This is a genomic window from Nocardia sp. alder85J, assembly GCF_020176955.2.
Lineage (GTDB): Bacteria > Actinomycetota > Actinomycetes > Mycobacteriales > Mycobacteriaceae > Nocardia.
In genome coordinates, this window is the sequence record NZ_JAIUCZ020000014.1 from 102,518 (window position 1) to 124,099 (window position 21,582).

21 protein-coding genes and 1 pseudogene are annotated in these 21,582 nt (G+C 69.7%); 4 read left to right on the forward strand and 18 right to left on the reverse strand.

From position 1 onward, the window contains the following. The 9 genes and pseudogenes from LBW94_RS38665 to LBW94_RS38705 all read right to left on the reverse strand — a co-directional run bounded on the left by LBW94_RS38665 (position 1) and on the right by LBW94_RS38705 (position 9,619). Positions 1 to 1,182 carry an ABC transporter substrate-binding protein gene (locus tag LBW94_RS38665; protein ID WP_225057841.1) on the reverse strand — a complete coding sequence of 394 codons (1,182 nt, stop codon included), beginning with the start codon at positions 1,180 to 1,182 and terminating at the stop codon, positions 1 to 3. 293 nt (positions 1,183 to 1,475) lie between these two features. Next, a complete protein-coding gene (der, locus tag LBW94_RS38670; protein ID WP_225057840.1) occupies positions 1,476 to 2,897 on the reverse strand; it encodes a ribosome biogenesis GTPase Der in 1,422 nt (473 codons plus the stop codon). Beyond that, positions 2,894 to 3,616: a (d)CMP kinase gene (cmk, locus tag LBW94_RS38675; RefSeq protein ID WP_225057839.1), complete on the reverse strand. Its 723-nt coding sequence runs from the start codon at positions 3,614 to 3,616 to the stop codon at positions 2,894 to 2,896. Before cmk ends, der begins: the two co-directional genes overlap by 4 nt. 26 nt (positions 3,617 to 3,642) lie before the next feature. Continuing rightward, a pseudogene (locus LBW94_RS38680) lies at positions 3,643 to 4,455 on the reverse strand (pseudouridine synthase); the annotation flags it as partial. Positions 4,456 to 5,483: 1,028 nt separating this feature from the next. Next, positions 5,484 to 6,188, reverse strand: coding sequence for an SMC-Scp complex subunit ScpB (scpB, locus tag LBW94_RS38685; RefSeq protein ID WP_225057990.1), 705 nt, complete (start codon positions 6,186 to 6,188; stop codon positions 5,484 to 5,486). A 2-nt stretch (positions 6,189 to 6,190) separates the two neighbouring features. Next, complete coding sequence (locus tag LBW94_RS38690) at positions 6,191 to 7,027, reverse strand: segregation and condensation protein A (protein ID WP_225057838.1); 837 nt, start codon at positions 7,025 to 7,027, stop codon at positions 6,191 to 6,193. Further along, positions 7,024 to 7,995 carry a ParA family protein gene (locus LBW94_RS38695; RefSeq protein ID WP_416277042.1) on the reverse strand — a complete coding sequence of 324 codons (972 nt, stop codon included), beginning with the start codon at positions 7,993 to 7,995 and terminating at the stop codon, positions 7,024 to 7,026. The genes LBW94_RS38690 and LBW94_RS38695 overlap by 4 nt, the downstream gene beginning before the upstream one ends. Before the next feature lie 330 nt (positions 7,996 to 8,325). Beyond that, positions 8,326 to 9,249: a site-specific tyrosine recombinase XerD gene (gene xerD, locus LBW94_RS38700; RefSeq protein WP_225057837.1), complete on the reverse strand. Its 924-nt coding sequence runs from the start codon at positions 9,247 to 9,249 to the stop codon at positions 8,326 to 8,328. Between the two features lie 211 nt (positions 9,250 to 9,460). Then, entirely contained in the window at positions 9,461 to 9,619 is a 159-nt protein-coding gene (locus LBW94_RS38705; RefSeq protein ID WP_225057836.1) for a hypothetical protein, read from the reverse strand. 97 nt (positions 9,620 to 9,716) lie between these two features. Between LBW94_RS38705 and LBW94_RS38710 the strand changes: the two genes are divergently transcribed. Next, positions 9,717 to 10,112, forward strand: coding sequence for a hypothetical protein (locus tag LBW94_RS38710; RefSeq protein ID WP_255634290.1), 396 nt, complete (start codon positions 9,717 to 9,719; stop codon positions 10,110 to 10,112). A 96-nt stretch (positions 10,113 to 10,208) separates the two neighbouring features. Here LBW94_RS38710 and LBW94_RS38715 read toward each other — a convergent pair whose 3' ends face one another. Beyond that, positions 10,209 to 10,985, reverse strand: coding sequence for a hypothetical protein (locus tag LBW94_RS38715; protein ID WP_225057835.1), 777 nt, complete (start codon positions 10,983 to 10,985; stop codon positions 10,209 to 10,211). 115 nt (positions 10,986 to 11,100) lie between these two features. Here LBW94_RS38715 and LBW94_RS38720 point away from each other — a divergent pair, with 115 nt between their 5' ends. Both LBW94_RS38720 and LBW94_RS38725 read left to right on the forward strand, forming a co-directional pair. Further along, positions 11,101 to 11,463 carry an ArsR/SmtB family transcription factor gene (locus LBW94_RS38720; protein ID WP_225057834.1) on the forward strand — a complete coding sequence of 121 codons (363 nt, stop codon included), beginning with the start codon at positions 11,101 to 11,103 and terminating at the stop codon, positions 11,461 to 11,463. A gap of 79 nt (positions 11,464 to 11,542) precedes the next feature. Next, on the forward strand, positions 11,543 to 11,839 hold the full coding sequence (locus LBW94_RS38725; protein WP_225057833.1) for a hypothetical protein: 297 nt from the start codon (positions 11,543 to 11,545) through the stop codon (positions 11,837 to 11,839). 37 nt (positions 11,840 to 11,876) lie between these two features. On the opposite strand, the gene LBW94_RS38730 is transcribed toward LBW94_RS38725, so the two are convergent. The 4 genes from LBW94_RS38730 to steA all read right to left on the reverse strand — a co-directional run bounded on the left by LBW94_RS38730 (position 11,877) and on the right by steA (position 16,837). After that, positions 11,877 to 12,542, reverse strand: a complete 666-nt coding sequence (locus LBW94_RS38730) for an NUDIX domain-containing protein (protein ID WP_225057832.1) — start codon at positions 12,540 to 12,542, stop codon at positions 11,877 to 11,879. Next, on the reverse strand, positions 12,539 to 14,287 hold the full coding sequence (locus LBW94_RS38735) for a CTP synthase (RefSeq protein WP_416277043.1): 1,749 nt from the start codon (positions 14,285 to 14,287) through the stop codon (positions 12,539 to 12,541). Before LBW94_RS38735 ends, LBW94_RS38730 begins: the two co-directional genes overlap by 4 nt. 392 nt (positions 14,288 to 14,679) lie before the next feature. Continuing rightward, positions 14,680 to 15,618, reverse strand: a complete 939-nt coding sequence (locus LBW94_RS38740) for a copper transporter (RefSeq protein WP_225057830.1) — start codon at positions 15,616 to 15,618, stop codon at positions 14,680 to 14,682. Between the two features lie 7 nt (positions 15,619 to 15,625). Then, positions 15,626 to 16,837 carry a putative cytokinetic ring protein SteA gene (gene steA / locus LBW94_RS38745; protein WP_225057829.1) on the reverse strand — a complete coding sequence of 404 codons (1,212 nt, stop codon included), beginning with the start codon at positions 16,835 to 16,837 and terminating at the stop codon, positions 15,626 to 15,628. Between the two features lie 148 nt (positions 16,838 to 16,985). On the opposite strand from steA, the gene LBW94_RS38750 reads away from it, so the two are divergent. Next, on the forward strand, positions 16,986 to 17,408 hold the full coding sequence (locus LBW94_RS38750; RefSeq protein ID WP_225057828.1) for an SRPBCC family protein: 423 nt from the start codon (positions 16,986 to 16,988) through the stop codon (positions 17,406 to 17,408). A gap of 52 nt (positions 17,409 to 17,460) precedes the next feature. Here LBW94_RS38750 and LBW94_RS38755 read toward each other — a convergent pair whose 3' ends face one another. Genes LBW94_RS38755 through LBW94_RS38770 form a run of 4 tightly spaced genes read right to left on the reverse strand, consistent with a single transcriptional unit; the run spans position 17,461 to position 21,582 of the window. Then, the gene (locus LBW94_RS38755; RefSeq protein WP_225057827.1) at positions 17,461 to 17,877 is read right to left on the reverse strand and encodes a hypothetical protein; all 417 of its coding nucleotides are present in this window, start codon (positions 17,875 to 17,877) and stop codon (positions 17,461 to 17,463) included. Between the two features lie 60 nt (positions 17,878 to 17,937). Further along, entirely contained in the window at positions 17,938 to 19,728 is a 1,791-nt protein-coding gene (recN, locus tag LBW94_RS38760) for a DNA repair protein RecN (protein ID WP_225057826.1), read from the reverse strand. Further along, positions 19,706 to 20,746 carry an NAD kinase gene (locus tag LBW94_RS38765; RefSeq protein WP_225057825.1) on the reverse strand — a complete coding sequence of 347 codons (1,041 nt, stop codon included), beginning with the start codon at positions 20,744 to 20,746 and terminating at the stop codon, positions 19,706 to 19,708. Before LBW94_RS38765 ends, recN begins: the two co-directional genes overlap by 23 nt. Beyond that, positions 20,743 to 21,582: a TlyA family RNA methyltransferase gene (locus LBW94_RS38770; RefSeq protein WP_225057824.1), complete on the reverse strand. Its 840-nt coding sequence runs from the start codon at positions 21,580 to 21,582 to the stop codon at positions 20,743 to 20,745. The genes LBW94_RS38765 and LBW94_RS38770 overlap by 4 nt, the downstream gene beginning before the upstream one ends.

Below are 21,582 nucleotides of genomic sequence, written 5' to 3' on the forward strand. Positions count from 1 at the left end.
TCACCAGGTGAGGCCGAGATCGGCGTACACCTTGTCGGACAATGCCTTCGGGTCGGTCTTACGGTCCAGGTAGCCGGTCCTGGCAAACTTCTCGATGCCGGGTTCCAGCGCCCCCCGCAGCCGGGCCGCCGACGGGTCGAAACCGTAGGTCTTCAGCGTCGCCTCGATGATCGGCTGATCCGCCGCGACGTACTTCCTCGACGCCTCGATGGCCGCGGTCGCGCCGACATTGGCGCCGGCCCAGCGGCTGCCCTCGGCCCACGCCGTCACCAATGCCCTTGCGACATCCGGATCTTCGCGCAGCAGGCGGCCGTTGATGGCAGTGGCACAGCAGAACTGCTCCCGGTTGGCGCCCTGGGTGTTGTTGGTCAACTCCCGCGCCCTACCCTTCAGCGTGGGCAGCAGCGCATTCGGATCGCTGCCCGCGATGGCGACGATCTCACCCTTCGCCAGCGCATCGCCGAGCTGATCCCCCGGATACACCTTCCAGTCCACGTCCTGACTGGGATCTATGCCCGCGTCGAGCAGATCGAGGGAGAAGAACGACATCGCCGAATCCCCGATCGCCGCCACCCCGATCGGCTTGTTACGAAGGTCCGCAACGGTTTTGATCGGACTGTCGGTCGGCACCGCGATACGCAGGCAGCCCTCGTGCAGCCCGGCCGCCAGTTTCGCGTCGATACCCTGCTCGATCGGCTTCAGCCAGGAGAAGAAGATGCCCGGCGCGCCGTCGAGTTTGCCCGCACCCACCGCATCCTTGATCTCGTCCGACCCGGTCTTGACGATCTGCACGTCCAGCCCGTGCTTCTCGAAGATCTTCTGCTCGTAGGCGACGTACAGTGGCGCCTCGCACACCCCGCCGCCGTACCCGATCTTCAACGCGCGGTTGACCTTTCCCGATCCCGGTGTGCGCCGGGTGGTCAACCAGGCGGCCAGCCCGCCGCCGGCCACCACGACCGCCGCGATTCCCGTCCCCGCCAGCAGCTTCCGCCGCGACAGCGCCGAGCCCACGGGCTCCTCGGGCACACCCAGGTCCTCTTCCTCGTCCGGCGAGTCGACCGGGCTCGCCGAATCCACTACCGCCGCACCGGCGTCCGCCGACTCCGGACCGCCCGCACCGGAACCCGCCGCCGGCGCCTGATGCTCGTCGTCGCCCTGCGGCGGCTGGGATGAAGTAGACATCGAAACCTCGAATCCGTACCCGGGTCGCCGCGCCCGGCCATCCTCACCGGCGGCGCCATGGCTGTAGAGTCGCAGGACGACGTGCACTGCAACAGAATTGCAGTCACCACGATCCGATTACCCTCCGCGCACACCACCGGACACGCCGGGCTCGGCCGCACACCCGCGCCCGGATCGACGGCGTGACTCCCGCTGTTCGCGAGATTCGGTGGACAGCACCGGCGCGGCCGCCCGGAAACGACACGGGAGACCCGCCGGTATCCGGCGGGTCTCCCGTGACGAGTCGGCGCGCGTTACCGCTTGACGCGTTCGCGCTTCTCCCGCACCCGCACCGAGATGCGGACCGGGGAACCGTCGAAGCCGAACTCCTCGCGCAGCCGCCGTTCCAGGAAGCGGCGATAGCCGGCCTCCAGGAATCCGGTGGTGAACAGCACGAACGTCGGCGGCCGGGTGGTCGCCTGGGTGGCGAACAGCACGCGCGGCAGGCGGCCGCCGCGCATCGGCGGCGGGGTCGCGGCGACGACCTCCTTCAGCCAGTTGTTGAGCCGGCCGGTCGGAATGCGCTTGTCCCAGGACTCCAGCGCGGTTTCCATGGCGGGCACGAGTTTCTGCACCGAACGCCCGGTGTGGGCGGAGATGTTCACCCGCTGCGCCCACCGGATCTGCACCGTCTCGCGGTCGATCTCGCGCTCGAGTTGCTCGCGGCGGTCCTCGTCGACGAGATCCCACTTGTTGAACGCCAGGACCAGCGCGCGCCCGGCCTCGACCACCATCGTGATCACCCGCAGATCCTGCTCGGTGATCGGGACCGACGCGTCGATCAGCATGACCGCCACCTCGGCGGCCTCGATCGCCGCCTTGGTGCGCAGCGACGCGTAGTACTCGGTGCCCGCGGCGGTGCCGACCTTGCGCCGCAGTCCGGCGGTGTCGACGAAACGCCAAGGCCTGCCGTCCAATTCGACCAGCGAGTCGACGGGATCGACGGTGGTGCCGGCCACATCGTGCACCACCGAGCGCTCGTCGCCGGCCAGCTTGTTCAGCAGGCTGGACTTGCCGACGTTCGGCTTGCCGACCAGCGCCACGCGGCGCGGGCCGCCGGTGGCGGGGCCGATGTCCTCGCGCGGCGTCTCCGGCAGCACCTCCAGCACGTCGTCGAGCAGATCGCCGGTGCCGCGACCGTGCGCGGCGCTGACCAGGCGCGGCTCGCCGAGGCCCAGCGACCACAACACCGCCGCCTCGGCCTCCATCCGCTCGCCGTCGACCTTGTTGGCGACCAGGATCACCGGCGTCTTCGAGCGGCGCAACGTCTTCGCCGCCGCCTCGTCGGTCGAGGTGGCGCCGACGGTGGCGTCGACGACCAGCAGGATCGCGTCCGCGGTCCGCATCGCCAGTTCGGCCTGCCGGGCCACGGCCTGTTGCAGTCCCTTGGCGTCCGGCTCCCAGCCGCCGGTGTCCTGCACCAGGAACTTGCGGCCCGCCCACTGCGCCTCGTAGGAGACGCGGTCGCGGGTCACGCCCGGCACATCCTCCACGACCGCCTCGCGACGGCCCAGGATCCGGTTCACCAGAGTGGATTTGCCGACGTTCGGCCGGCCGACCACCGCCAGCGTCGGCATCGGGACGTGCGTGCCGAATTCGCCGTCGTCACCCGAATCGGCGATCTCCCAATCGGATTCGTCGGTCCAGGTACCGTCGGCCACCTCGATCTCGGTCACGACTGCCCTCCCACCGAAATTCGTTCCGCCACAACGTGATACAGCTCGTCGATGACCTCGTCCATGGTGAGATCGCTGGTGTCGACGAGCACCGCGTCCTCCGCCGCCCGTAGCGGCGACACCGCGCGGGTGGAGTCGAGGTTGTCGCGGCGCTGCACATCGGCGAGGACCGCCGCGTAGTCGTCGCCGCGGCCCTCCGCGATGTTCTGCTGGTTGCGCCGCGACGCGCGGGCCTCCGCCGAGGCGGTCAGATAGATCTTGGCGTCGGCGCCGGTCAGCACGACCGTGCCGATGTCGCGGCCCTCGACGACGATCCGGCCGGCCGCCGCGGCCAGCTCGCGCTGCAACGCCACCAGCTGCTCCCGGACCTCGGGCACCGCCGACACCGCCGACACCGCCTTGGTGACCGCGTTACCGCGGATCTCGTCGGAGACGTCCTCGCCGTCGAGCGCGATCGACTCGTGGCTGGGATCGGTGCCGATGGCCAGCGGCAGATCCTTCACCGCGGCGGCGATGGCCGACGGATCGGCCAGATCGGCGCCGACGCGCAGCACCCGCAGCGTGGCCACCCGGTACATGGCGCCGGTGTCCAGGTAGCGGGCGCCCAACCGGGTCGCCAGCCGACGGGACACGCTGGACTTGCCGGTGCCGGAAGGCCCGTCCATCGCCACCGTCAGCGGCGAGGAACCGGTCAGACGATCCGCAACGTCATTCGACATGTGGTCCCCCACGGTCTTCACACCGTTCACAACGACACCGCCTCGTACAGCTTTCCGATTTCGTCGCGGCCGAGCACCCGCAGGGTGCCGGGCCGTTGGTCGCCGAGCGCGACCGGGCCGATATGCGTTCGGACCAGACCGATCACCGGATGGCCCACCGCGTCGAGCAGCCGGCGCACGATGTGCTTGCGGCCCTCGTGCAGCACCACTTTGACCAGCGATCTGCCCTCGCCGAGTTCCAGCACCTGGAATCGGTCCACCTTCGCGGGACCGTCCTCCAGCTCCACACCGTGGTGCAGTTGCTTGCCGGTCTCGCGCTTCACCTCGCCCTGCACGGTGGCCAGATAGGTCTTGGACACCTGGAACGAGGGGTGCATCAGCCGATGGGCCAGATCGCCGTCGTTGGTGAGCAGCAGCAGACCCTCGGTGTCGGCGTCGAGGCGGCCGACGTGGAACAGCCGCTGACCGGCCATCACCCGCTCCGCGACCAGGTCGCCGACACACGGTCGGTTCAGTTCGTCGGACATGGTCGACTGCCAGCCCTTGGGCTTGTTCAGCGCGAGGTAGACCTGCTCCTCGCGCACGACCACGCGGACACCGTCGACTCGGACGACCGCCGTCTCCGGATCGACGCGCAGGCCCTGCTCGCGCACGATGATGCCGTCGACCTCGACGCGGCCCGCATCGATGAGTTCCTCGGCGGCGCGACGGGAGGCCACACCCGCCTTCGCCAGCACCTTCTGCAACCGCTCACCCTCACCCCAGGGCAGCTTCTTCGGGCTCTGCGGCTCCGCCACCGCGTCGACGTTCTGCCGCCGGGCCGGTTTGGCGAAGCTCAGCACGGTCGGCTGCCGCTTCTGTCGCTCCGGCTTGGCCTTGCGGGTCGCCTTGTTCTGCGGCCGGGCAACGTATCCGGCCGATCCGGCGCTGCGCTCGGGTGCCCCGCCGCGGCCATCGTCGGCAGAGCCGTCGCGCCCGGTGCTCGGGCGCCCACGGCCCGCGACCGTGCCGCGGCTCGCCGACGCACGGGTATCGGAGGCCGAGCCCCAGCTCGCGCCCCGGTCCGCGGTGCGACCACCGCGTGCGGAGTCGCCGTAACCACCACGGGTGGAGTTCCTGGACCCTCCTGCGGCGGAGTCGCCGTACGACCCGCGCGGGGAATCGCCGGACCGGCTGCGCCCGGAGTCCCGGGACCCGCGGTAGCCGTCGCGATCACCGTAACCACCACGGTCGGAGCTGCCACGGCCACCGGAACCGTACGAACCGCCACCGCCGTAACCACCGCGACCACCGTCGCGGGACGAACCACCGGCGTAACCACCCCGGCTGTCGTCACGGGAAGATCCGCCGCCGTAACCACCGCGACCACCGTCGCGGGAAGCGCCGCCGCCGTAACCGCCACGACCACCGTCACGGGACGAACCGCCCCCGTACCCACCCCGGCCCGAATCGCGGGACGAACCCCCGCCGTAACCACCACGACCACCGTCACGGGACGAACCGCCCCCGTACCCACCCCGGCCCGAGTCACGGGACGAACCCCCGTTGTATCCGCCGCGGGACGAGCCGCCCGCGTTACCGCCCCGGCCGGAATCGCTGTACGACCCGCGACCGGTGGCACCGGAATCACCGCGACCGGAATTCCCCGATCCACGTCCCCGATCGCCGTATCCCCCCCGTGGCGTGTCGCCGTATCGGCGATCGCCGTCCCCACGTCCCCCGCGCTGCTCTCCTCGAGCGCCGCGTCCATGAGCCGAACCACCTCTGGGTTCGGCCCCGTGTTTTCTGTCATCCGGTGTGCCATCTCGGCGAGCGGGTGTATTCACGATTCCTCTGGTTGTTCCGCAGGCTCCGCTTCGAAGTCCTGTCAATCCTCTGTACCGAGGTCGATGTCCGCCTCGGCAGGTTTTCTGAGCCGGGTGTACCGCGGGTCGGTATCCAGACTCTCGTTGATCTCATCGATCAGGTCGACGCCCGGCAACAGGGGCGCCAGCGCCGGCAGATCCGTCAGCGATGCGAGCCCGATCCGTTCCAGGAACAGTTCGGTGGTGACGTACATCGTGCCGTTGGTCTCCGGATCGGCCCCGGCCTCGGCGATGAGGCCGCGTGCCACCAGGGTGCGGATGACGCCGTCGACGTTCACTCCGCGGACGGCGCTCACTCGTGCTCGGGTAACCGGTTGACGATAGGCGATCACCGCCAAGGTCTCCAAAGCGGCCCTGGTGAGCTTCGAGCGGGACCCGTCGAGCAACATGCGTTCCACATAGGGCGCATAGTCGGTACGAGTGTAGTAGCGCCAGCCGTCGCCGACGAAACGCAGGTCGATTCCGCTGCCGCGAGCGGTCAGTTCCGCCGACATCTCGCGCAGGGTGCTTTCCACCCGGGACACGGCGTCGCCGAGGGCGGCGGCCAGCAATTCCGTCGGGGCGGGCGCGTCCACCACCAGCAGCATCGCCTCCAGCGCCGACCGGAACTCCGGTTCGTCGAGAATGTCCGGGGTGACGGGAGCGGCCTCCGGTTCGTCGGCATCCGGCAGCGGTTCGTTTCCCGGCTGGTCGGTGTCGGCGGTCATCGTCACCCGTAATCCTCCTCGAACGTCACCATCGGTGCCGTTTCGTCTATTTCCCCGATCCAGCTGATCGCCAGCGGCCCGAGTGGGTCGGGCTGGTCGAACTCGATCGTCTTCCCTCGATACAGCTCCAGCAGCGCCAGGAACCGGGCCACGATCTGGATCGGCAGGTCACAGCCCGCACAGACCTCCCCGAACGTGGTCCAGTTACCGGCGCCGCGCGCCTTCAGCAACTCCAGCACCAGCGCCGCCTGCTCGGCCACCGAGAAGGCGTGGGTGTGGATGTGGTCCAGCCCGACCCGCGGCTTGGGCCGCGGCCGGAACGCCGCCGCGGCGACCTGCGCGAACGCCGCGGCGTCGACACCGAGCGTAACCTCCGGCAACAACGCCAGATACCGGTCCTCCAGGGACACCGCACGCGGATAACGCCGCAGCGCCACCGCTTCCAGCTCACCGAGCAGCTCGGCGACCTGCTTGAACGCCCGGTATTGCAGCAACCGGGCGAACAGCAGATCCCGAGCCTCCAGCAGTGCCAGATCCTCTTCGTCGGTCACCTCGCCGGACGGCAACAACCGCGCCGCCTTGAGGTCCAGCAAGGTGGCCGCCACCACCAGGAATTCCGTGGTCTGGTCGAGGATCTTGTCCGCGCGCAGCGTGGTGTCCTGATCCAGACTCGCGGTGAGCTGGCGAGTGTAGGCAATGAATTCATCGGTGACCTGGTGCAACGCCACTTCCGTGACGTCCAGGCGGCGCTGGCTGATCAGCTGCAACAACAGGTCGAAGGGACCCTCGAAGTTGCTCAGCCGGAGATGGAACCCGGCCGATCCCTCGGTATCGCTCAACGGCCCGACCGGTGAATGACTTCCCGTGCCATCGCGCGATAGGCCTCGGCGCCGCCGGATTTCGGCGCCCAGGTGGTGATCGGCTCCCCCGCCACACTGGCGTCGGGGAACCGGACGGTGCGTGCGATCACCGAGTCGTAGACCAGGTCCCCGAACACCTCGACGACCCGGCTCATGACCTGCCGGGAGTGCAGCAGTCGCGCATCGAACATGGTGACCAGGATGCCGTCCAGGGTCAGCCGCTGGTTCAACCGGTCCCGCACCTTCTCGACCGTGTCCGTCAGCAGTGCCAGACCGCGCAGCGAGAAGTACTCGCACTCCATCGGAATGATCACGCCGTCGGCGCAGGCCAGCGCGTTCACGGTCAGCAGACCCAGCGACGGCTGGCAGTCGATGAGGACATAGTCGTAGCGGTCGCCCAGCGGTGCCAGCGCACGGCCCAGGGTCTGCTCCCGGCCCACCTCGTTGACCAGCTGGATCTCCGCTGCCGACAGATCGATGTTGCTGGGCAGCAGGTCCATGCCGTCGACCTTGGTGTTCAGCAGGACGTCGTCGATGCGGGCGCGGCCGCCGACGAGCAGGTTGTGCACGGTGAGATCCAAGTCGTGGTGCGCGACACCCAGACCCGCGGATAGCGCACCCTGCGGATCGAGGTCGACGAGCAGCACTCTGCGGCCGTACTCCGCGAGTGCAGCACCGAGGTTGATGGTGGATGTGGTCTTGCCGACGCCGCCTTTCTGGTTGCACATGGCGACGATCAACGCGTCACCGTTGCGGGACACCGGGGGTGGAGCGGGGATGTCGCGCAACGGGCGTCCGGTCGGTCCGATTTCGGTGCCGTCCGCCACGATGTCTTTAGCCTCCCATAATGTTTGGGCCGCCTGCTCGATCCGCTGGCCTGGTCGGGTATTCGAAAGCGGTTCTGCCGCAGCTCGCATCGGCTGCTCCGACGCATCGGCTGTCGTCATATCCGCTGCTCCTTCGATATTCCTGCCTCGCCCCGCCCCCATCGCAGCAGGGCGGTCGCCCAGCGCCGGCGTCGGGCAAAGTGCAGCACCGCCGCAGCGCACCGGGACCTCATAGACGCTACCGCCTAGAAGCGCAAGAGCGACGCTCGGACACGCATTGTGAGCCTGCCCCTATGAGCGCGTCGCGCACGGCTTCGTCCCGGCGCGCCGGACCTCGTTGGCCGAGCACGGATTACATCATCCGTCACTTCCGCCCCCGACGTGGGCGTGTCGCGAACGTCACCGCCCCGATCACAACCCGACCTTCCAGATTATCGGGACGATTCGCATTCAGCGGGCCCGTGGATGTGCCGTCGCCCACACTTCGTGGAGTGTGTTCACCGTCACCAGTGTGTAGATCTGCGTGGTGGTCACCGAGGCGTGTCCCAGCAACTCCTGCACCACACGGACATCCGCGCCACCGTCGAGCAGATGGGTGGCGAAGGAGTGCCGCAGGGTGTGCGGCGACACCGCCGCCGCGATCCCGGCCCGGCCCGCCGCATCCTGCAACACCTGCCAGGCGCTCTGCCGGGACAACCGGCCGCCGCGCACATTCAGGAACAGTGCGGGATTGCCGAGCCCGCGCGCCGACAACATGGGACGACCACGCACCAGATAGGCGTCGACGGCCGCCAGCGCGGGCCGGCCCACCGGCACCATGCGCTGCTTACCGCCCTTGCCGTGCAACAGCACCGCGCGGTCGGCGGCATCCAGATCGTCGACGTCCAGGCCGACCACCTCGGAGATCCGCGCGCCGGTGGAATACAGCAACTCCAGCATCGCCCGATCGCGCAGGCCGCGCGGGCCACTACCGGCCACGCCGCCGCCCGCCGCGTCCAGCAGCCGCGAGATCTGATCGTAGGGAAGGGCTTTCGGCAGCCGCCGGGCGGGCGTGGGCGGCTTCACCGGATGGGCGACATCGGCGGCGGCCAGCCCCTCGGCGGCCGCGAACCGATGCAGCCCGCGCACGGCGACCAGGGCCCGCGCCGCGGAACTGGCCGCCAGGGGCGGATATCCGTACTCGCCGGCCCGCAGCGACACCATGAAATCGGCGATGTCGGCCTCGTGCACCTCGGCCAGGCCGCCGATTCCGCGCTGTGTCAAGAACTCCCGATATCGGTCCAGATCACGCCGGTAGGCACTGAGGGTGTTGCGCGCGGCACCCCGCTCGACCGTCATATGGTCGAGGTAGGCCCCGATCTGCCGCGCCAGCACCGCATCACCCGCCTATCGGGGCGATAGCCGTAGTAGCCCGGACGCTGCTGCTGCGCGCACCGGCAGCGGCGGGGCCGCAACGGCATGGACAATAGTCATGGACCCCATCATTGCAGCCCCCACCGACAATCTCGCCGATCGAAACCGACTCGCGTCTGCGCCGGAGTGATGACACCGCCGATCGGAATAAACCGCGCAGCCGGTGGCGATCTTATCGGAGCGCCTGCGCCAGCAGCACGGCCTGCAACACCGCGACCACCGAAATGGCCACCACCCGTAGCCAATTGGCGTCGCAGAGCCGCCGATACAGCGAATCGAGCGTGCCGTCCGGACGTCGTGCGTAGCGCGGCCGCCGCAGCCGCGATCGCATCCTCGCGGCCGCGCGGGATCTGTTCGCCGAACGCGGCTACGAACGGACCACCATCCGCGCCGTCGCGGCGGCCGCGGAGGTCGATCCGGCCCTGGTGATGCAGCATTTCGGCACCAAGGAGCAGTTGTTCACCGCGTGCGTCCGCGACGCCGACACCGCCTTCGACGGGCAGGACCCGCTGGAGTACGTGCTCGGCATGCTGGCCTCGCGCCTGGAGAACGAGCCGACCGCCTCGCTGGCGCTGCTCCGCTCGATGCTCACCCACCCCGAGGCGACCGACGAGTTGCGCCGGGCCCTGGAGGAACAACAGGAACGGTTCGCCACCGGCATCGAGGCACCCGACAGCCGGCTGCGGGCCGATCTCATCGGCGCCGTCATCCTCGGCGTCGTCCTCAACCGCCACCTGCTGCGCCCGTCCGCACTCGCCGCAGCCGACCCCGAGCACATCCTCGACCTGCTGCGCCCCTGCCTGCGGGAACTGACCGGGGCCTGAGCCCGCGCGGTCGACCATGTCACCGATGCCGCCGATCGCGACCCGGCGAACGACGCGTCGTGACCACCGGCACTCCGTACGGATCCGGGTGGCGGCTCAGACGATATTGCCCGCGACCAGGATTCCGATGATCGCCAGTACCCCGGCCGTGAGGAGGTTGGCGTTCCGATCGATCCGCGCGCTGCGCAGTCGATATCCGGCGAGCGCGCCGAGCGCCGTGGCCACCACGATCGTGCCGATGGTGACCAGAGCGAACACCACCAGCGTGCCGACCGCGGCGGTCGTGCTCACCGCCCCGGCGGCCAGGAATACCGGCAGGATCGTCAGATCCGGCGAGGCGGCCGCACCGAACGGCACCACGAAGGCGAGCAACCGGCCCACCCGGCCGCGGCCCTGCTCGTGCTCGTGCTCGTGACCGTGCTCGTGCTCGTGCTCGTGCTCGTGCTCGTGACCATCATGACCGTGCCGGTCCGCAGGTCCGTGGCTGTGGCTGTGCACCCGGCGACCACGGGCCCGGCCGCCGTGGCTGTGCCCGCCCGCCTGGTCGTGACTGTGCCCGTGCCCCCGGCCCACCAGTTCCAGCGCGGCGAACACCACCCCGGTGGCGATCAGCAGTCCACCGACGATCAGGTTCTCCCGCCGCTCCACGATCCCGCGGAACTGCACACCGACCCCGATCACGATCGCGCCCAGCAGCAGCGAGAAGGCCACGTGCGCCACACCCGCCAGCAGCGACAGCCGCAACACCTTGGGCAGCGGGCTGCGCCGGGCGCGGGCCACCACCGCCAGCGGAACCCAGTGATCCGGCAGCACCGCATGTCCGAAGCCGGCGCCCGCAGCCGCGGCGAGCAGGGCGGGAGCAACGAAACCCATAGCCGAAAATATACACTCATCTTCGCATTCGTGAAGATGAGAAAGTGGCGGTGCCGGTGCCGCGAGCAGGCGATGTCACACTGGGTGGGCAAGGCCGCGACAGGAGGGCGACGCGATGAGCATCGGCAAAACGACCACGCGGACCACGCCCGCCGGACACGAGGAAGGGCTGACCGGCCGACAGGTGGACGAGGCCGTGCGCATGCTGTCCATGCTCGCCGAGCCGACCCGGCTACGGCTGCTGTGGGCCCTGCGCGACGGTGAGTTCGGCGTCACCGCGCTGGCCGAGGCCGCCGAATGCACGCCGACCGCCGCCAGCCAGCACCTGTCGAAGCTACGCCTGGTCGGCTTGGTGCAGCAGCGCGCCGACGGGCGCGCCCGTCTCTACCGGCTGTCCGGCGGCCACGTGCTGCGCCTGCTCGCCGAGGCGCTCGCCCAGGCCGAGCACACCGTCTCCGGGCTGCCGCATCACGGTTGAGCGAGGGATCGCGTCTCCTCCGGTTTCACCGCTGCCTCCCTGGTTACTCGCCACTCGGGAACCGAAAGGAGATGACAACATGCTGATGCTTACTCCCACTGCCGTCGAAGCCGTGCGCTCACTCACGTCCACGGCGGGTACCGCCGAGGATGCGGGCCTGCGGATCTCCACCAACGACGGTGCGCAGACGCTGGAACTCGCGGTCGCCTCGGCGCCTGCCGAGCACGACCGGATCGTGGACACCGCGGGGTCCCGCGTCTTCCTCGACGAGCAGGCAGCCGCCTTCCTCGACGACAAGGTGCTGGATACGAGCATGGACGAAAGCGGCCGTAGCGCTTTCGTTCTCGCTCCGCAGGCCGGCCCCTCGGCCAACTGATCCGGGCGGCCGTCCGGGCATCCCGCCCGGGCGGCCGTTATCCCTTCCCGTTGCCGGCGGACTTCCGTTCCAGGAAGTCCGTCGGCATCCCCGGCCACGGCGTCTCCGCCGGGCGAGGCCGAATTCCCCTGTCCCGCACCGCGGCCAGCGCCAGTACACCGGCCACCGCGGTGGCGTTCTCGATCTCACCGGACAGCGCCGCCCGTACCGCCTCGTCCACCGGCAGGCGCAGCACCCGCAGGTCCGCCTCCTCCATTTCCGGTGGCGGACGGTGGGTTTCGGACAGGCCCGTGGCCAGATAGATCCGCAGCGCCTCGTCGGTGAAACCGGGCGACAGCGCCATCTCCACCAGCACCGACCATCGTTCGGCGGCCAGGCCGGTCTCCTCCGCGAGCTCTCGCTGCGCGGCGGCCAGCGGCGATTCGCCCGGCTCGTCGAGCAGGCCCGCGGGCAACTCCAGCAACCGGCGGCCGATCGGATGCCGATACTGGTCGATCAGCACCAGATCACCGTCGTCGTCGACGGCGACAACCGCTACCGCGCCGTACTTCTCGACCACCTCGCGCTGCGCGACGTGCCCGCCGGGCATCACCACCTGATCCAGCCGCAGCGCCAGGATCGCGCCCGAATAGACCGTGCTGGTCGACACCCGCTCGAACTCGTGGGTGCCCGCCTCGTCCGGACTTCCCCCCTGCTCGCTCACTGCGCCACCCGTTCACCCTCGTCGACGGACACCTCGTCCGGAATGTCCACCGGAAGCTGTTCGGCCGCGCGGTATTTCAGCGCCGCGTTGATCAGCCCGGAGAACAGCGGATGCGGCCGGGTCGGCCGGCTCTTCAACTCCGGATGCGCCTGGGTGGCAACGAAATACGGATGCACATCGGCGGGCAGCTCGACGAACTCGACCAGATGCCCGTCCGGCGAGGTACCGCTGAACCGCAGGCCGCTCTTGGCGATCCGATCCCGGTAGGCGTTGTTCACCTCGTAACGGTGCCGGTGCCGCTCGGACACCTCGGTGCCGCCGTACGCCTGCGCGACCACCGAACCCGGTTGCAGTACAGCCGGATACGCGCCGAGCCGCATGGTGCCGCCGAGATCGGCCTCACCGGCCACCGCCTGCTCCTGATCGGCCATCGTGGAGATCACCGGATGCTGTGTCTCCGGCTCGAATTCGGCCGAGTTGGCGTCGGCCAGACCCACCGAGCGCGCGGCCTCGATGACCACGCACTGCAAGCCGAGGCACAGCCCCAGCAGCGGGATGCCGTGACTGCGGGCGTAGCGGATCGCACCCACCTTGCCCTCGATACCGCGAATACCGAAACCGCCCGGGATGAGGACCGCGTGCACGTCCTCGAGATGCTTGGCCGCACCGGCGGCGCTCTCGCAGTCGTCGGACTGCACCCAGCGGATGTTCACCTTCGCCCGCGCGGCGAAGCCGCCCGCGCGCAGCGCCTCGGTGACCGACAGATAGGCGTCGGGCAGGTCGACGTATTTGCCGACGAGCGCGACGGTGACCGCCTCCCGCGGATTGTGCACCCGGTCCAGCAGATCGCCCCACACCGTCCAGTCGACATCGCGGAACGGCAGGCCGAGCCGGCGCACCACATAGGCGTCGAGGCCCTCACGATGCAGTACGCGCGGGATGTCGTAGATCGACGGCGCGTCCGGGGTGGAGATGCAGGCGTCGACGTCGACGTCGCACATCAGCGCGATCTTGTTCTTCAGCGGCTGCGGCACCTCGCGGTCACAGCGCAGGATCAGCGCGTCGGGCTGGATACCGATGCTGCGCAGCGCCGCCACCGAATGCTGGGTCGGCTTGGTCTTCAGCTCGCCCGAGGGCGCCAGATACGGCACCAGCGACACGTGCAGGAAGAACACGTTGTCCCGGCCGACGTCGTGCCGGATCTGCCGGGCCGCCTCGAGGAACGGCTGCGATTCGATGTCACCGACGGTGCCACCGATCTCGGTGATGACCACGTCCGGGATCTGCCCGTTCAGGTCGGGCCCCGCCATGGCCTGGATGCGATTCTTGATCTCGTCGGTGATGTGCGGGATCACCTGCACGGTATCGCCGAGATACTCGCCGCGGCGCTCCTTGGCGATCACCGTGGAGTAGACCTGCCCGGTGGTGACGTTGGCGTCACGCGACAGGTCGCGGTCGAGGAATCGCTCGTAGTGACCGACATCGAGGTCGGTCTCGCCACCGTCCTCGGTCACGAACACCTCGCCGTGTTGGAACGGGTTCATGGTGCCGGGATCGACATTGAGGTACGGATCGAGCTTCTGCATGGTGACGCGCAATCCGCGCGCGGTGAGCAGTTGGCCGAGGCTGGAGGCCGTAAGTCCCTTGCCGAGCGAGGAGGCCACCCCGCCGCTGACGAAGATGTGCTTGGTAGTCACGTGATGTGACTGAAGGGGCGAACGCGCCGGAATCCGTGATTGACCCACGGGACTTCACAGTAACACGGAAATCGTTGACGAATCACACGCCACGCATGGTTGCCACACGATGGCTGACTCCGCAGCCGTCACATCCGCCCCACCCACCACGACTCCCCCACCCGCACCGCACACACCGCCGACCCGAATGCTGCGAATACGCCGCATATCCGCCGTCGCCCCGGCACAGCGGCCCAGCCGTCACCCCAGCACAGCGTCCCAGCCCTCAGCCCGGCACAACCGCTCCGTTCTCAGCCCGGCACAACCGCTCCGTTCTCAGCCCGGCACAACCGCTCCGTTCCCAGCCCGGCACAACCGCTCCGTTCCCAGCCCGGCACAACCGCTCCGTTCCCAGCCCGGCACAGCCGCTCCGTTCCCAGTGCGGCACAGCCGCTCCGTTCTCAGTGCGGCACAGCCGCGACGGTGAACGCGGTGGCCTTCGGCCCGACCCCGTAGCGGCCGGTGCCACCGGCGAGTTGCTCGCCGAGGGCGAGGGCGGTGGTGAGGCGGCCGATCTCACGATCGGTGTCGTCGACGGTGGAGACTGTGGCGGCCAGTTGTGCGTCGGTGCGGACCACCGCGATCGGCCCGGGCTCGGCGGCCGCACCGGGCCGGCCGGCCAGCACCACCCCGGCCGCCCGCCCGCGCAGCCCGCCGGCGAAGCGGGCGACGATCGAGCCCTGGTTGTTCTCCGCGGCCCGCGCGCCCTCCCCGGTCACCAGCACCGCCGCCTGGGCCGGCTGCACCTCGCCCGCGGTCAGGAAACCGCCGCCGCGCAGCGTGTCCAGGATGAGCGTGCGCTCCTGCGGCGTGGAGCGCTGCGCGCCCCCGGCCGGATCGGTGAGCAGCGCCACCCCGAGCAGATCCCCCGCCAGGCTGCCCTGGTCGACCGCGGCGGTCGACAGCTGCGCCCCGGCGGGAATCATGTTGGTCACCGCGGTGCGCAGCCGGTCGCCCTGCCCGGAATCGATGAACGAGTCGGTCAGCGCGATCTTCCCGGTGATCACCGCACCGGCCGCGGTCAGCGCCCGGGTGACGGCGTCGACGTCACCGGTGTCGGCATCGGGGGTGGTGAACATCAGCACGCTGCGGTCGGTGAGCACGCCACCGAGGATCCGCCCGCCCGAGCGGGCCAGGAACGCGTCCGAGGCGTTCAGTTGATCGGCGAGCCGGCCGTTGGTCTCGGCCAGCCCGTCGGCACGCTGCTGTAGCTGCGCGTGGTCCGACCGCAGCGAGGACAGCAGCCCGCCGGACAGCGCCTGGGCGCCGAGCACCAGTCCGACCGCCAGGGCGAGGAAGATCGCCGCGATCGACACGGCGTGCTGACGGAACGAAATCATGTGCCCCCTATCTGTTGTCGGTGAGCAGGCCGTGCAACCAGACCCGCAGGTGATGCCAGACGGTGAGAAGGTGGTCGACCACCGGGCCACCGGCGTGTGCCACCATCGCGGCGACGATCATGGCCACCAGGGCCGCCAGCACCACCAGGGAGACGGCCCACATCGAGGAGCGATGCCGGTACAGCGTCGCCACGGCTTTCGCGTCGACCAGCTTCGGCCCGAGCTTCAGCCGGGTGAGGAAGGTGGCCGGATTCGACTGCCGCCGACTGCGATCGAAGAAGTCGTCGAGCGCCGCCGCCGCACCGACGGTGACGATCATCGCCGCACCGTGGTGATCGGCCAGCAGCAGCGCCAGATCCGCCGCCGAACCCGACGACGGGAAGGTGGTCGCGCCGATACCCAGATCCTGGATGCGCTCCAAACCGTTTGCGTGCCCGTCGGTGTCGGCGGGCAGGATCACCTCGGCCCCGCATTCCAGTGTGCGCGAGGTGATCTCCTCCGGATCGCCGACGATCAGGTCCGGCCGGTACCCGGCCCGCACCAGCGCATCCGCACCGCGGCCGACGCCGACCAGGATCGGCAGGTACTCCTTGATGAACGGCTTCAACGCGGCCAGGTCCTCGCGGTGTTCCGGTCCGTCGGCGACGACGACCACATGCCGGTGGCGCATCGACAGTTCCAGCTTCGGCACCCCGAGACCGTCTATGAGCAGTGCGCTTTCGGTACGCACGAATTCGATCGTGTTGCCCGCGAACGCCTCCAGATGGTCCACCAGGCCGGTACGCGCCTCGATCATCCGCTCGGCGACCGCCGCCTCGGTGAGGACCAGGCCCGCGATCAGCGACTCCGGCTCCTTGCGAGTCAGCTTGTCGGCGTAGATCACACCGTCGTGCACCCGTACCCGGCTGCCGTCCTTGACCCGGCCGAACAGGTCCGGCGAGACCGCGTCCATGAGCAGAATTCCGTTGGCCACCAGTACTTCCGGACCGAGATTCGGGTACCGGCCGGAGATCGACGGCGAGGCGTTCACCACCGCCACCACTCCGGACTCGATCAGCCGGTCGGCGGTGAGGCGGTCCAGATCCATCTCGTCGAGCACCACGATGTCGCCGGGGCCGACACGCTTCAGCAACCGGCGCGTGTTGCGGTCCACCCGGGCGATCCCGGTCAGGCCCGGTAGCGTTTCGGTGCTCCTCGACGACAGCGTCGGCATCCTCATGAGCTCCGATGATGGCCGTGTGCTATCACCACATGCGGGAGGCGCGCCGACTGATAGCATATGCGCCTGGCTGCACATGACGCCGGTGGCCGTTTGGCCGGAAACATCCCGATATGCTTCTCCTTACTTCCGAGTAAGGAGATTCGTCATGGCCAGCACCACGGTCGACACCGTCGTCCCCGCTCCGCGTGAGGTCGTGTACCAACTGTTCGCCGCACGCGACAGTGTCAACGCCTACCTGCCGATCAACTTCACCCTGCGCAGGCCCGGCAGCGGGGAACCCCACGGGGTGGGCGCGCGCTACGCGGTCGGACTCGGCGGTGTCGGCGTCATCGAGGAGACCACCGCCCTGGTCCCCGGCGAGCGCATCGAATACAAGATCGTGGCAGGCGCTCCCGTGAAGGAGCACATCGGAATCATCACCTTCGCCGATGCCGACGGCGGCACGCTGGTGAGCTACACGATGACGTCCTACCCGAAAATCCCGGTGCCCGACCGGATCATGGCGGGCGCCCTGCGCGGCCTGATCAAGCCGATCCTGTCCGCCGCGCGCAAGGCCGTCGCGAAGTAGTGCAGCCCCGCGTGGCGGCGGCCCGGTACCGCTCGCCGCCACGCGCCGGATCTCATTCCCCCAGCCGCCATTGCGGGTCGCGCAGCCGCTCCGACGGTGTGCGCGTGGCCAACCCGTGGCCCTGATCCTCGTACATCACGAACGACGCCGCCAGATACATCGCGAGCATCGGGGCCTCCTCGAGCGGCCGATCCTCCAGATCTATCCGATACGCGGCATCCTCGGCCGCCGGCACCTCGCTGGCGAAGACGTCGCCGTCCTCGACGAAGGTGCGCCGGAACGGTTCCAGCCGAAGCACTCCCGGGCTCAGCCGGGTCCAGCGGAAATCCACACAGTCCGAGACGTACGGCCGGGCATACTCCACGAAACCCGTCCCGTCGGGCCAGAACGCGAAGACCTCGTCGTCCATCGCCGAGTAGTACCCGGCCTCCGCACTCCACAGTCCGACGATCTCGTCCTCCTCAGGCACCCACCCAGTGGACCACGCGGCGGCCACCGGGTACAGGCCCGTGCCGCAGCCGGTTTCGGCTCAGCGAGCCACCGGTGCGGGAGCCCGCCCGCCCGCCTTCTCCGCATCCGCGGTGGCGAGCAGTTCCTCGGCATGCGCTCGACCGGTTTCGGTGTCGTCGAGACCGGCGAGCATGCGGGCGAGTTCCTTCACCCGCTCGTCGGTGTCGAGCGTGCGCACGCCACTGTTGACGCCCTTGCCGTCGTCGACCTTGTCGACCACGAGATGGGTGTCCGCGAAGGCCGCCACCTGCGGCAGGTGCGTCACCACGATCACCTGGTGGGTGCGGGCCAACCGGGCCAGCCGGCGGCCGATCTCGACCGCGGCCCGGCCGCCGACACCGGCGTCGACCTCGTCGAACACCATCGTGGTGCCGTGCTCGGAACTGGCCAGCACCACTTCCAGCGCCAGCATCACCCGCGACAGCTCACCGCCGGAAGCGCTCTTGCTCAACAGCATCGGCTGCGCACCGGAATGCGCCGCCAGCCGGAACTCCACCTCGTCGACCCCGGAGCCACCGGCGTGCAGCGCGGTTCCGTCCACGGTGAGCGGCGCCGAATCCTGCGCACCGGCCGGCATCGGCCGCACCACGACCTCGAGTTTCGCCCGGCCCATCGCCAGCCCGCCCAGCTCCGCGCTGACGGCGACCGACAACTTCTTCGCGGCCTTCGTGCGCGCGGTGGTCAACTTCTTCGCCACCTCACGCACCTGCTCGGCGGCGGTCTCGACGTCGGCGGCCAGCGCCGCCAGCGCCTCTTCGGAGACGTCCAGCGACGACAGCCGGGTACGCGCGTCGTCGGCCCACGCGATCACGCCGTCCACATCCGGTGCGTACTTGCGGGTCAGCGCCTTCAGTTCGGCCTGCCGGGTCAGCAGTGAATCCAGCGCGCCGGGATCCGACGGCAGATCGGTCAGGTAGCTGCTCAGTTCGGTGGTCAGGTCGATCACCACCGAGATCGCCTCGCCGAGACGCGGCGCCAATTCGGTGAGCAGCGGATCGCCGGAACCCTCCAGCCGGGCCCGCGCGGTGCCGAGCAGATCCAGCGCCCCCGAGCCCTCCCCCGGCGAATCGGCGGGACCGGCCAGCGCGTCGTGCGCGGCGGCGGCCGCCTCCCGCAGCGAATCCAGATCCGACAGCCGCCGCACCTCCGCCACGATCCGCTCGTCCTCACCGGCGACCGGTGCGACCGTATCGATCTCGGACAGCGAATGCTTCAGCCGGTCCGCCTCCAGCGCGAGTTCCCGGCTGCGCGCGGTCCGTTCCAGCAGTTCGGCCCGCGCCTGCATCCAGGTGCGGCGAGCCAGCCGATACTTGCGTACCAGCCCCGCGACCGCATCGCCCGCGAACCGGTCCAGCGCGTGCAGTTGCTGGTCGGGGCGTTGTAATCGCAGCTGGTCGTTCTGCCCGTGCACGGTCAGCAGCGGCGCGGTGAAATCGGACAGCACCGAGGCGGGCACACTGCGGCCGCCCAGATGCGCGCGGGAGCGGCCGTCGCTGCCGACGGTCCGCACCGCGATCACGCTGCCGTCGTCGTCACGCTGCGCCCCGGCGGATTCCAGCACCTTCTCGACCTCGTCGCGAGCGTCGGCGTGCACCTCCTCGACGGTGAACCGGCCCTCCACCACCGCGCGGGACTCGCCGCGGCGGACCCGGCCCGCATCGGCGCGCGCCCCGCCGAGCAGGTGCAGGCTGGTCACCACCATGGTCTTGCCCGCACCGGTCTCACCGGTCAGGCAGGTCAGACCCTCGTGGAATTGAGCTGTGGCGCTGGATATTACGCCCAGACCGTCAATCCGGATCTCTGTCAGCACTCGTGCTCTCCGTTCGGCGGTTCTCGATCTCGCCCGACCGGGAGCGCGGTGAGGGCACCCCCGGTGCCTCCTCCGCGCCCGGCCGCTCAGGCCGTCGACCTCGCCAGCCTGTCACGGGCAACTGGAATTTGCGCACCATCCGGTCGGCGAACGGGGTCGAATCCAGCCGCACCCACCGGACGGGCTCGGCCCCGCGCACCGCCTCGAACCGGGCGCCACGCGGCAGCGCCAAGGTACGCCGGCCGTCCAGGAAAACTATCGCGTCGTGGCCCGCCGCAACGGTTTCCACGGCGATCCGCGAATCCGGGCTGGTCACCAGCGGACGCGCGAACAGGGCATGAGCGTTGCTCGGGATCACCAGCAGCGCCGCGAGTTCCGGCCACACCACCGGACCACCGGCGGAGAACGCGTAGGCCGTGGAGCCGGTGGGTGTCGCGACCAGCACGCCGTCGCAGCCGAATTGGGACACCGGCCGGCCGTCGACCTCGAGCACGACCTCCAGCACACCCATCCGGATGGCATTCTCGATGCTGGCCTCGTTGAGTGCCCAGCCGCGTTCCACCACGACATCATCGACGCGGACACTGACATCGATGGTCATCCGCTGCTCGACGCTGTAGTCGCCGCGCACCACCTGGGCCAGCGCCTCGTCCAGATCCTCACCCTCTGCCTCGGTGAGAAAACCGATGCGGCCCAGATTGATTCCCAGCACCGGCACCCGCGCCAGGCGGGCCAGTTCGGCCGCGCGCAGGAAGGTGCCGTCGCCGCCGAGGGCCAGCACCATCTCGCAGCCGATCGCCGCCTCCGCGCAGTGGTCGACGGTCCACACCAGCACGTCCTCGGGAACGCTGGTGTCACAGTCCGGTTCGGGGCCGTCCTCGAGGCGGGTCTCCGCCATCTCGTCCGCGAGCACCCGCAGGCCGATCTCCGCCTCCGAGAACACCTTCGCCACCCGATGTGCGGCCTCGGCCAGCTCGGTGCGCCCGGTGTGGGCCACGAGCAAGATCTCTCGCTTCACTGTGGGCCCTCCTCCACCGCCCGTTGCACCAGTTCCGCGACCTCGTCGTCCCGCTCGCCGGCGCCGGAGTCGCCGGACGTGTTCTCCGTCCGGTGCAGCCAGAGAAAATACTCCACATTGCCCGAAGGTCCGGGCAGCGGGCTGGCCACCACCCCGCGCGTGTGCAGACCCAGCTGCGCCGCCGCGGCCGCGACCGTGCGGACCGCCTCGGCGCGCAGTGCCGGATCACGCACCACACCGCCGGAGCCTACTCGCTGTTTCCCGACCTCGAACTGCGGTTTCACCATGGGCAGCAGATCGGCGCCGGGGGCGCAGCACTGCGCGAGCGCGGGCAGCACCAGCGCGAGCGAGATGAAGGACAGATCGGCCACCACCACCTGCACCGGGCCATCGATCGCCTCGGGGGTGAGGGTGCGGACATTGGTACGGTCGAACACCCGCACCCGTTCGTCGGTGCGCAGCCGCCACACCAGCTGGCCGTAGCCGACATCCACCGCCGCGACCTCGCGGGCGCCCCGCGACAGCAGCACATCGGTGAAGCCACCGGTGGACGCCCCGGCGTCCAGGCAGCGCTTGCGCGTGATGTCGACACCCAGCGGTTCGAAGGCCGCGAGCGCACCCAGCAGTTTGTGTGCACCCCGCGAGGCCCACTGCACCTCGTCGGGTTCGTCACGGACCAGCAGCGGCGTGGCGGTCTCGACCGCCGTCGCCGGTTTCGACGCGACAGCACCGTTGATCAGGACGCGGCCCGCACCGATCAGTTCGACCGCATGCTCGCGCGACCGCGCGAGGCCGCGCCGAACCAGCTCCGCGTCCACTCGTGCGCGTTTGGCCAC

Coding starts and splice junctions, on each gene's coding strand:
- LBW94_RS38665 (WP_225057841.1), bottom strand. CDS start 1,182: ATGTCTACTTCATCCCAGCCGCCGCAGGGCGACGACGAGCATCAGGCG.
- cmk (WP_225057839.1), bottom strand. CDS start 3,616: ATGTCGAATGACGTTGCGGATCGTCTGACCGGTTCCTCGCCGCTGACG.
- scpB (WP_225057990.1), bottom strand. CDS start 6,188: ATGACCGCCGACACCGACCAGCCGGGAAACGAACCGCTGCCGGATGCC.
- LBW94_RS38695 (WP_416277042.1), bottom strand. CDS start 7,995: ATGACGACAGCCGATGCGTCGGAGCAGCCGATGCGAGCTGCGGCAGAA.
- LBW94_RS38705 (WP_225057836.1), bottom strand. CDS start 9,619: ATGCGATCGCGGCTGCGGCGGCCGCGCTACGCACGACGTCCGGACGGC.
- LBW94_RS38710 (WP_255634290.1), top strand. CDS start 9,717: ATGCAGCATTTCGGCACCAAGGAGCAGTTGTTCACCGCGTGCGTCCGC.
- LBW94_RS38715 (WP_225057835.1), bottom strand. CDS start 10,985: ATGGGTTTCGTTGCTCCCGCCCTGCTCGCCGCGGCTGCGGGCGCCGGC.
- LBW94_RS38720 (WP_225057834.1), top strand. CDS start 11,101: ATGAGCATCGGCAAAACGACCACGCGGACCACGCCCGCCGGACACGAG.
- LBW94_RS38725 (WP_225057833.1), top strand. CDS start 11,543: ATGCTGATGCTTACTCCCACTGCCGTCGAAGCCGTGCGCTCACTCACG.
- LBW94_RS38740 (WP_225057830.1), bottom strand. CDS start 15,618: ATGATTTCGTTCCGTCAGCACGCCGTGTCGATCGCGGCGATCTTCCTC.
- steA (WP_225057829.1), bottom strand. CDS start 16,837: ATGAGGATGCCGACGCTGTCGTCGAGGAGCACCGAAACGCTACCGGGC.
- LBW94_RS38750 (WP_225057828.1), top strand. CDS start 16,986: ATGGCCAGCACCACGGTCGACACCGTCGTCCCCGCTCCGCGTGAGGTC.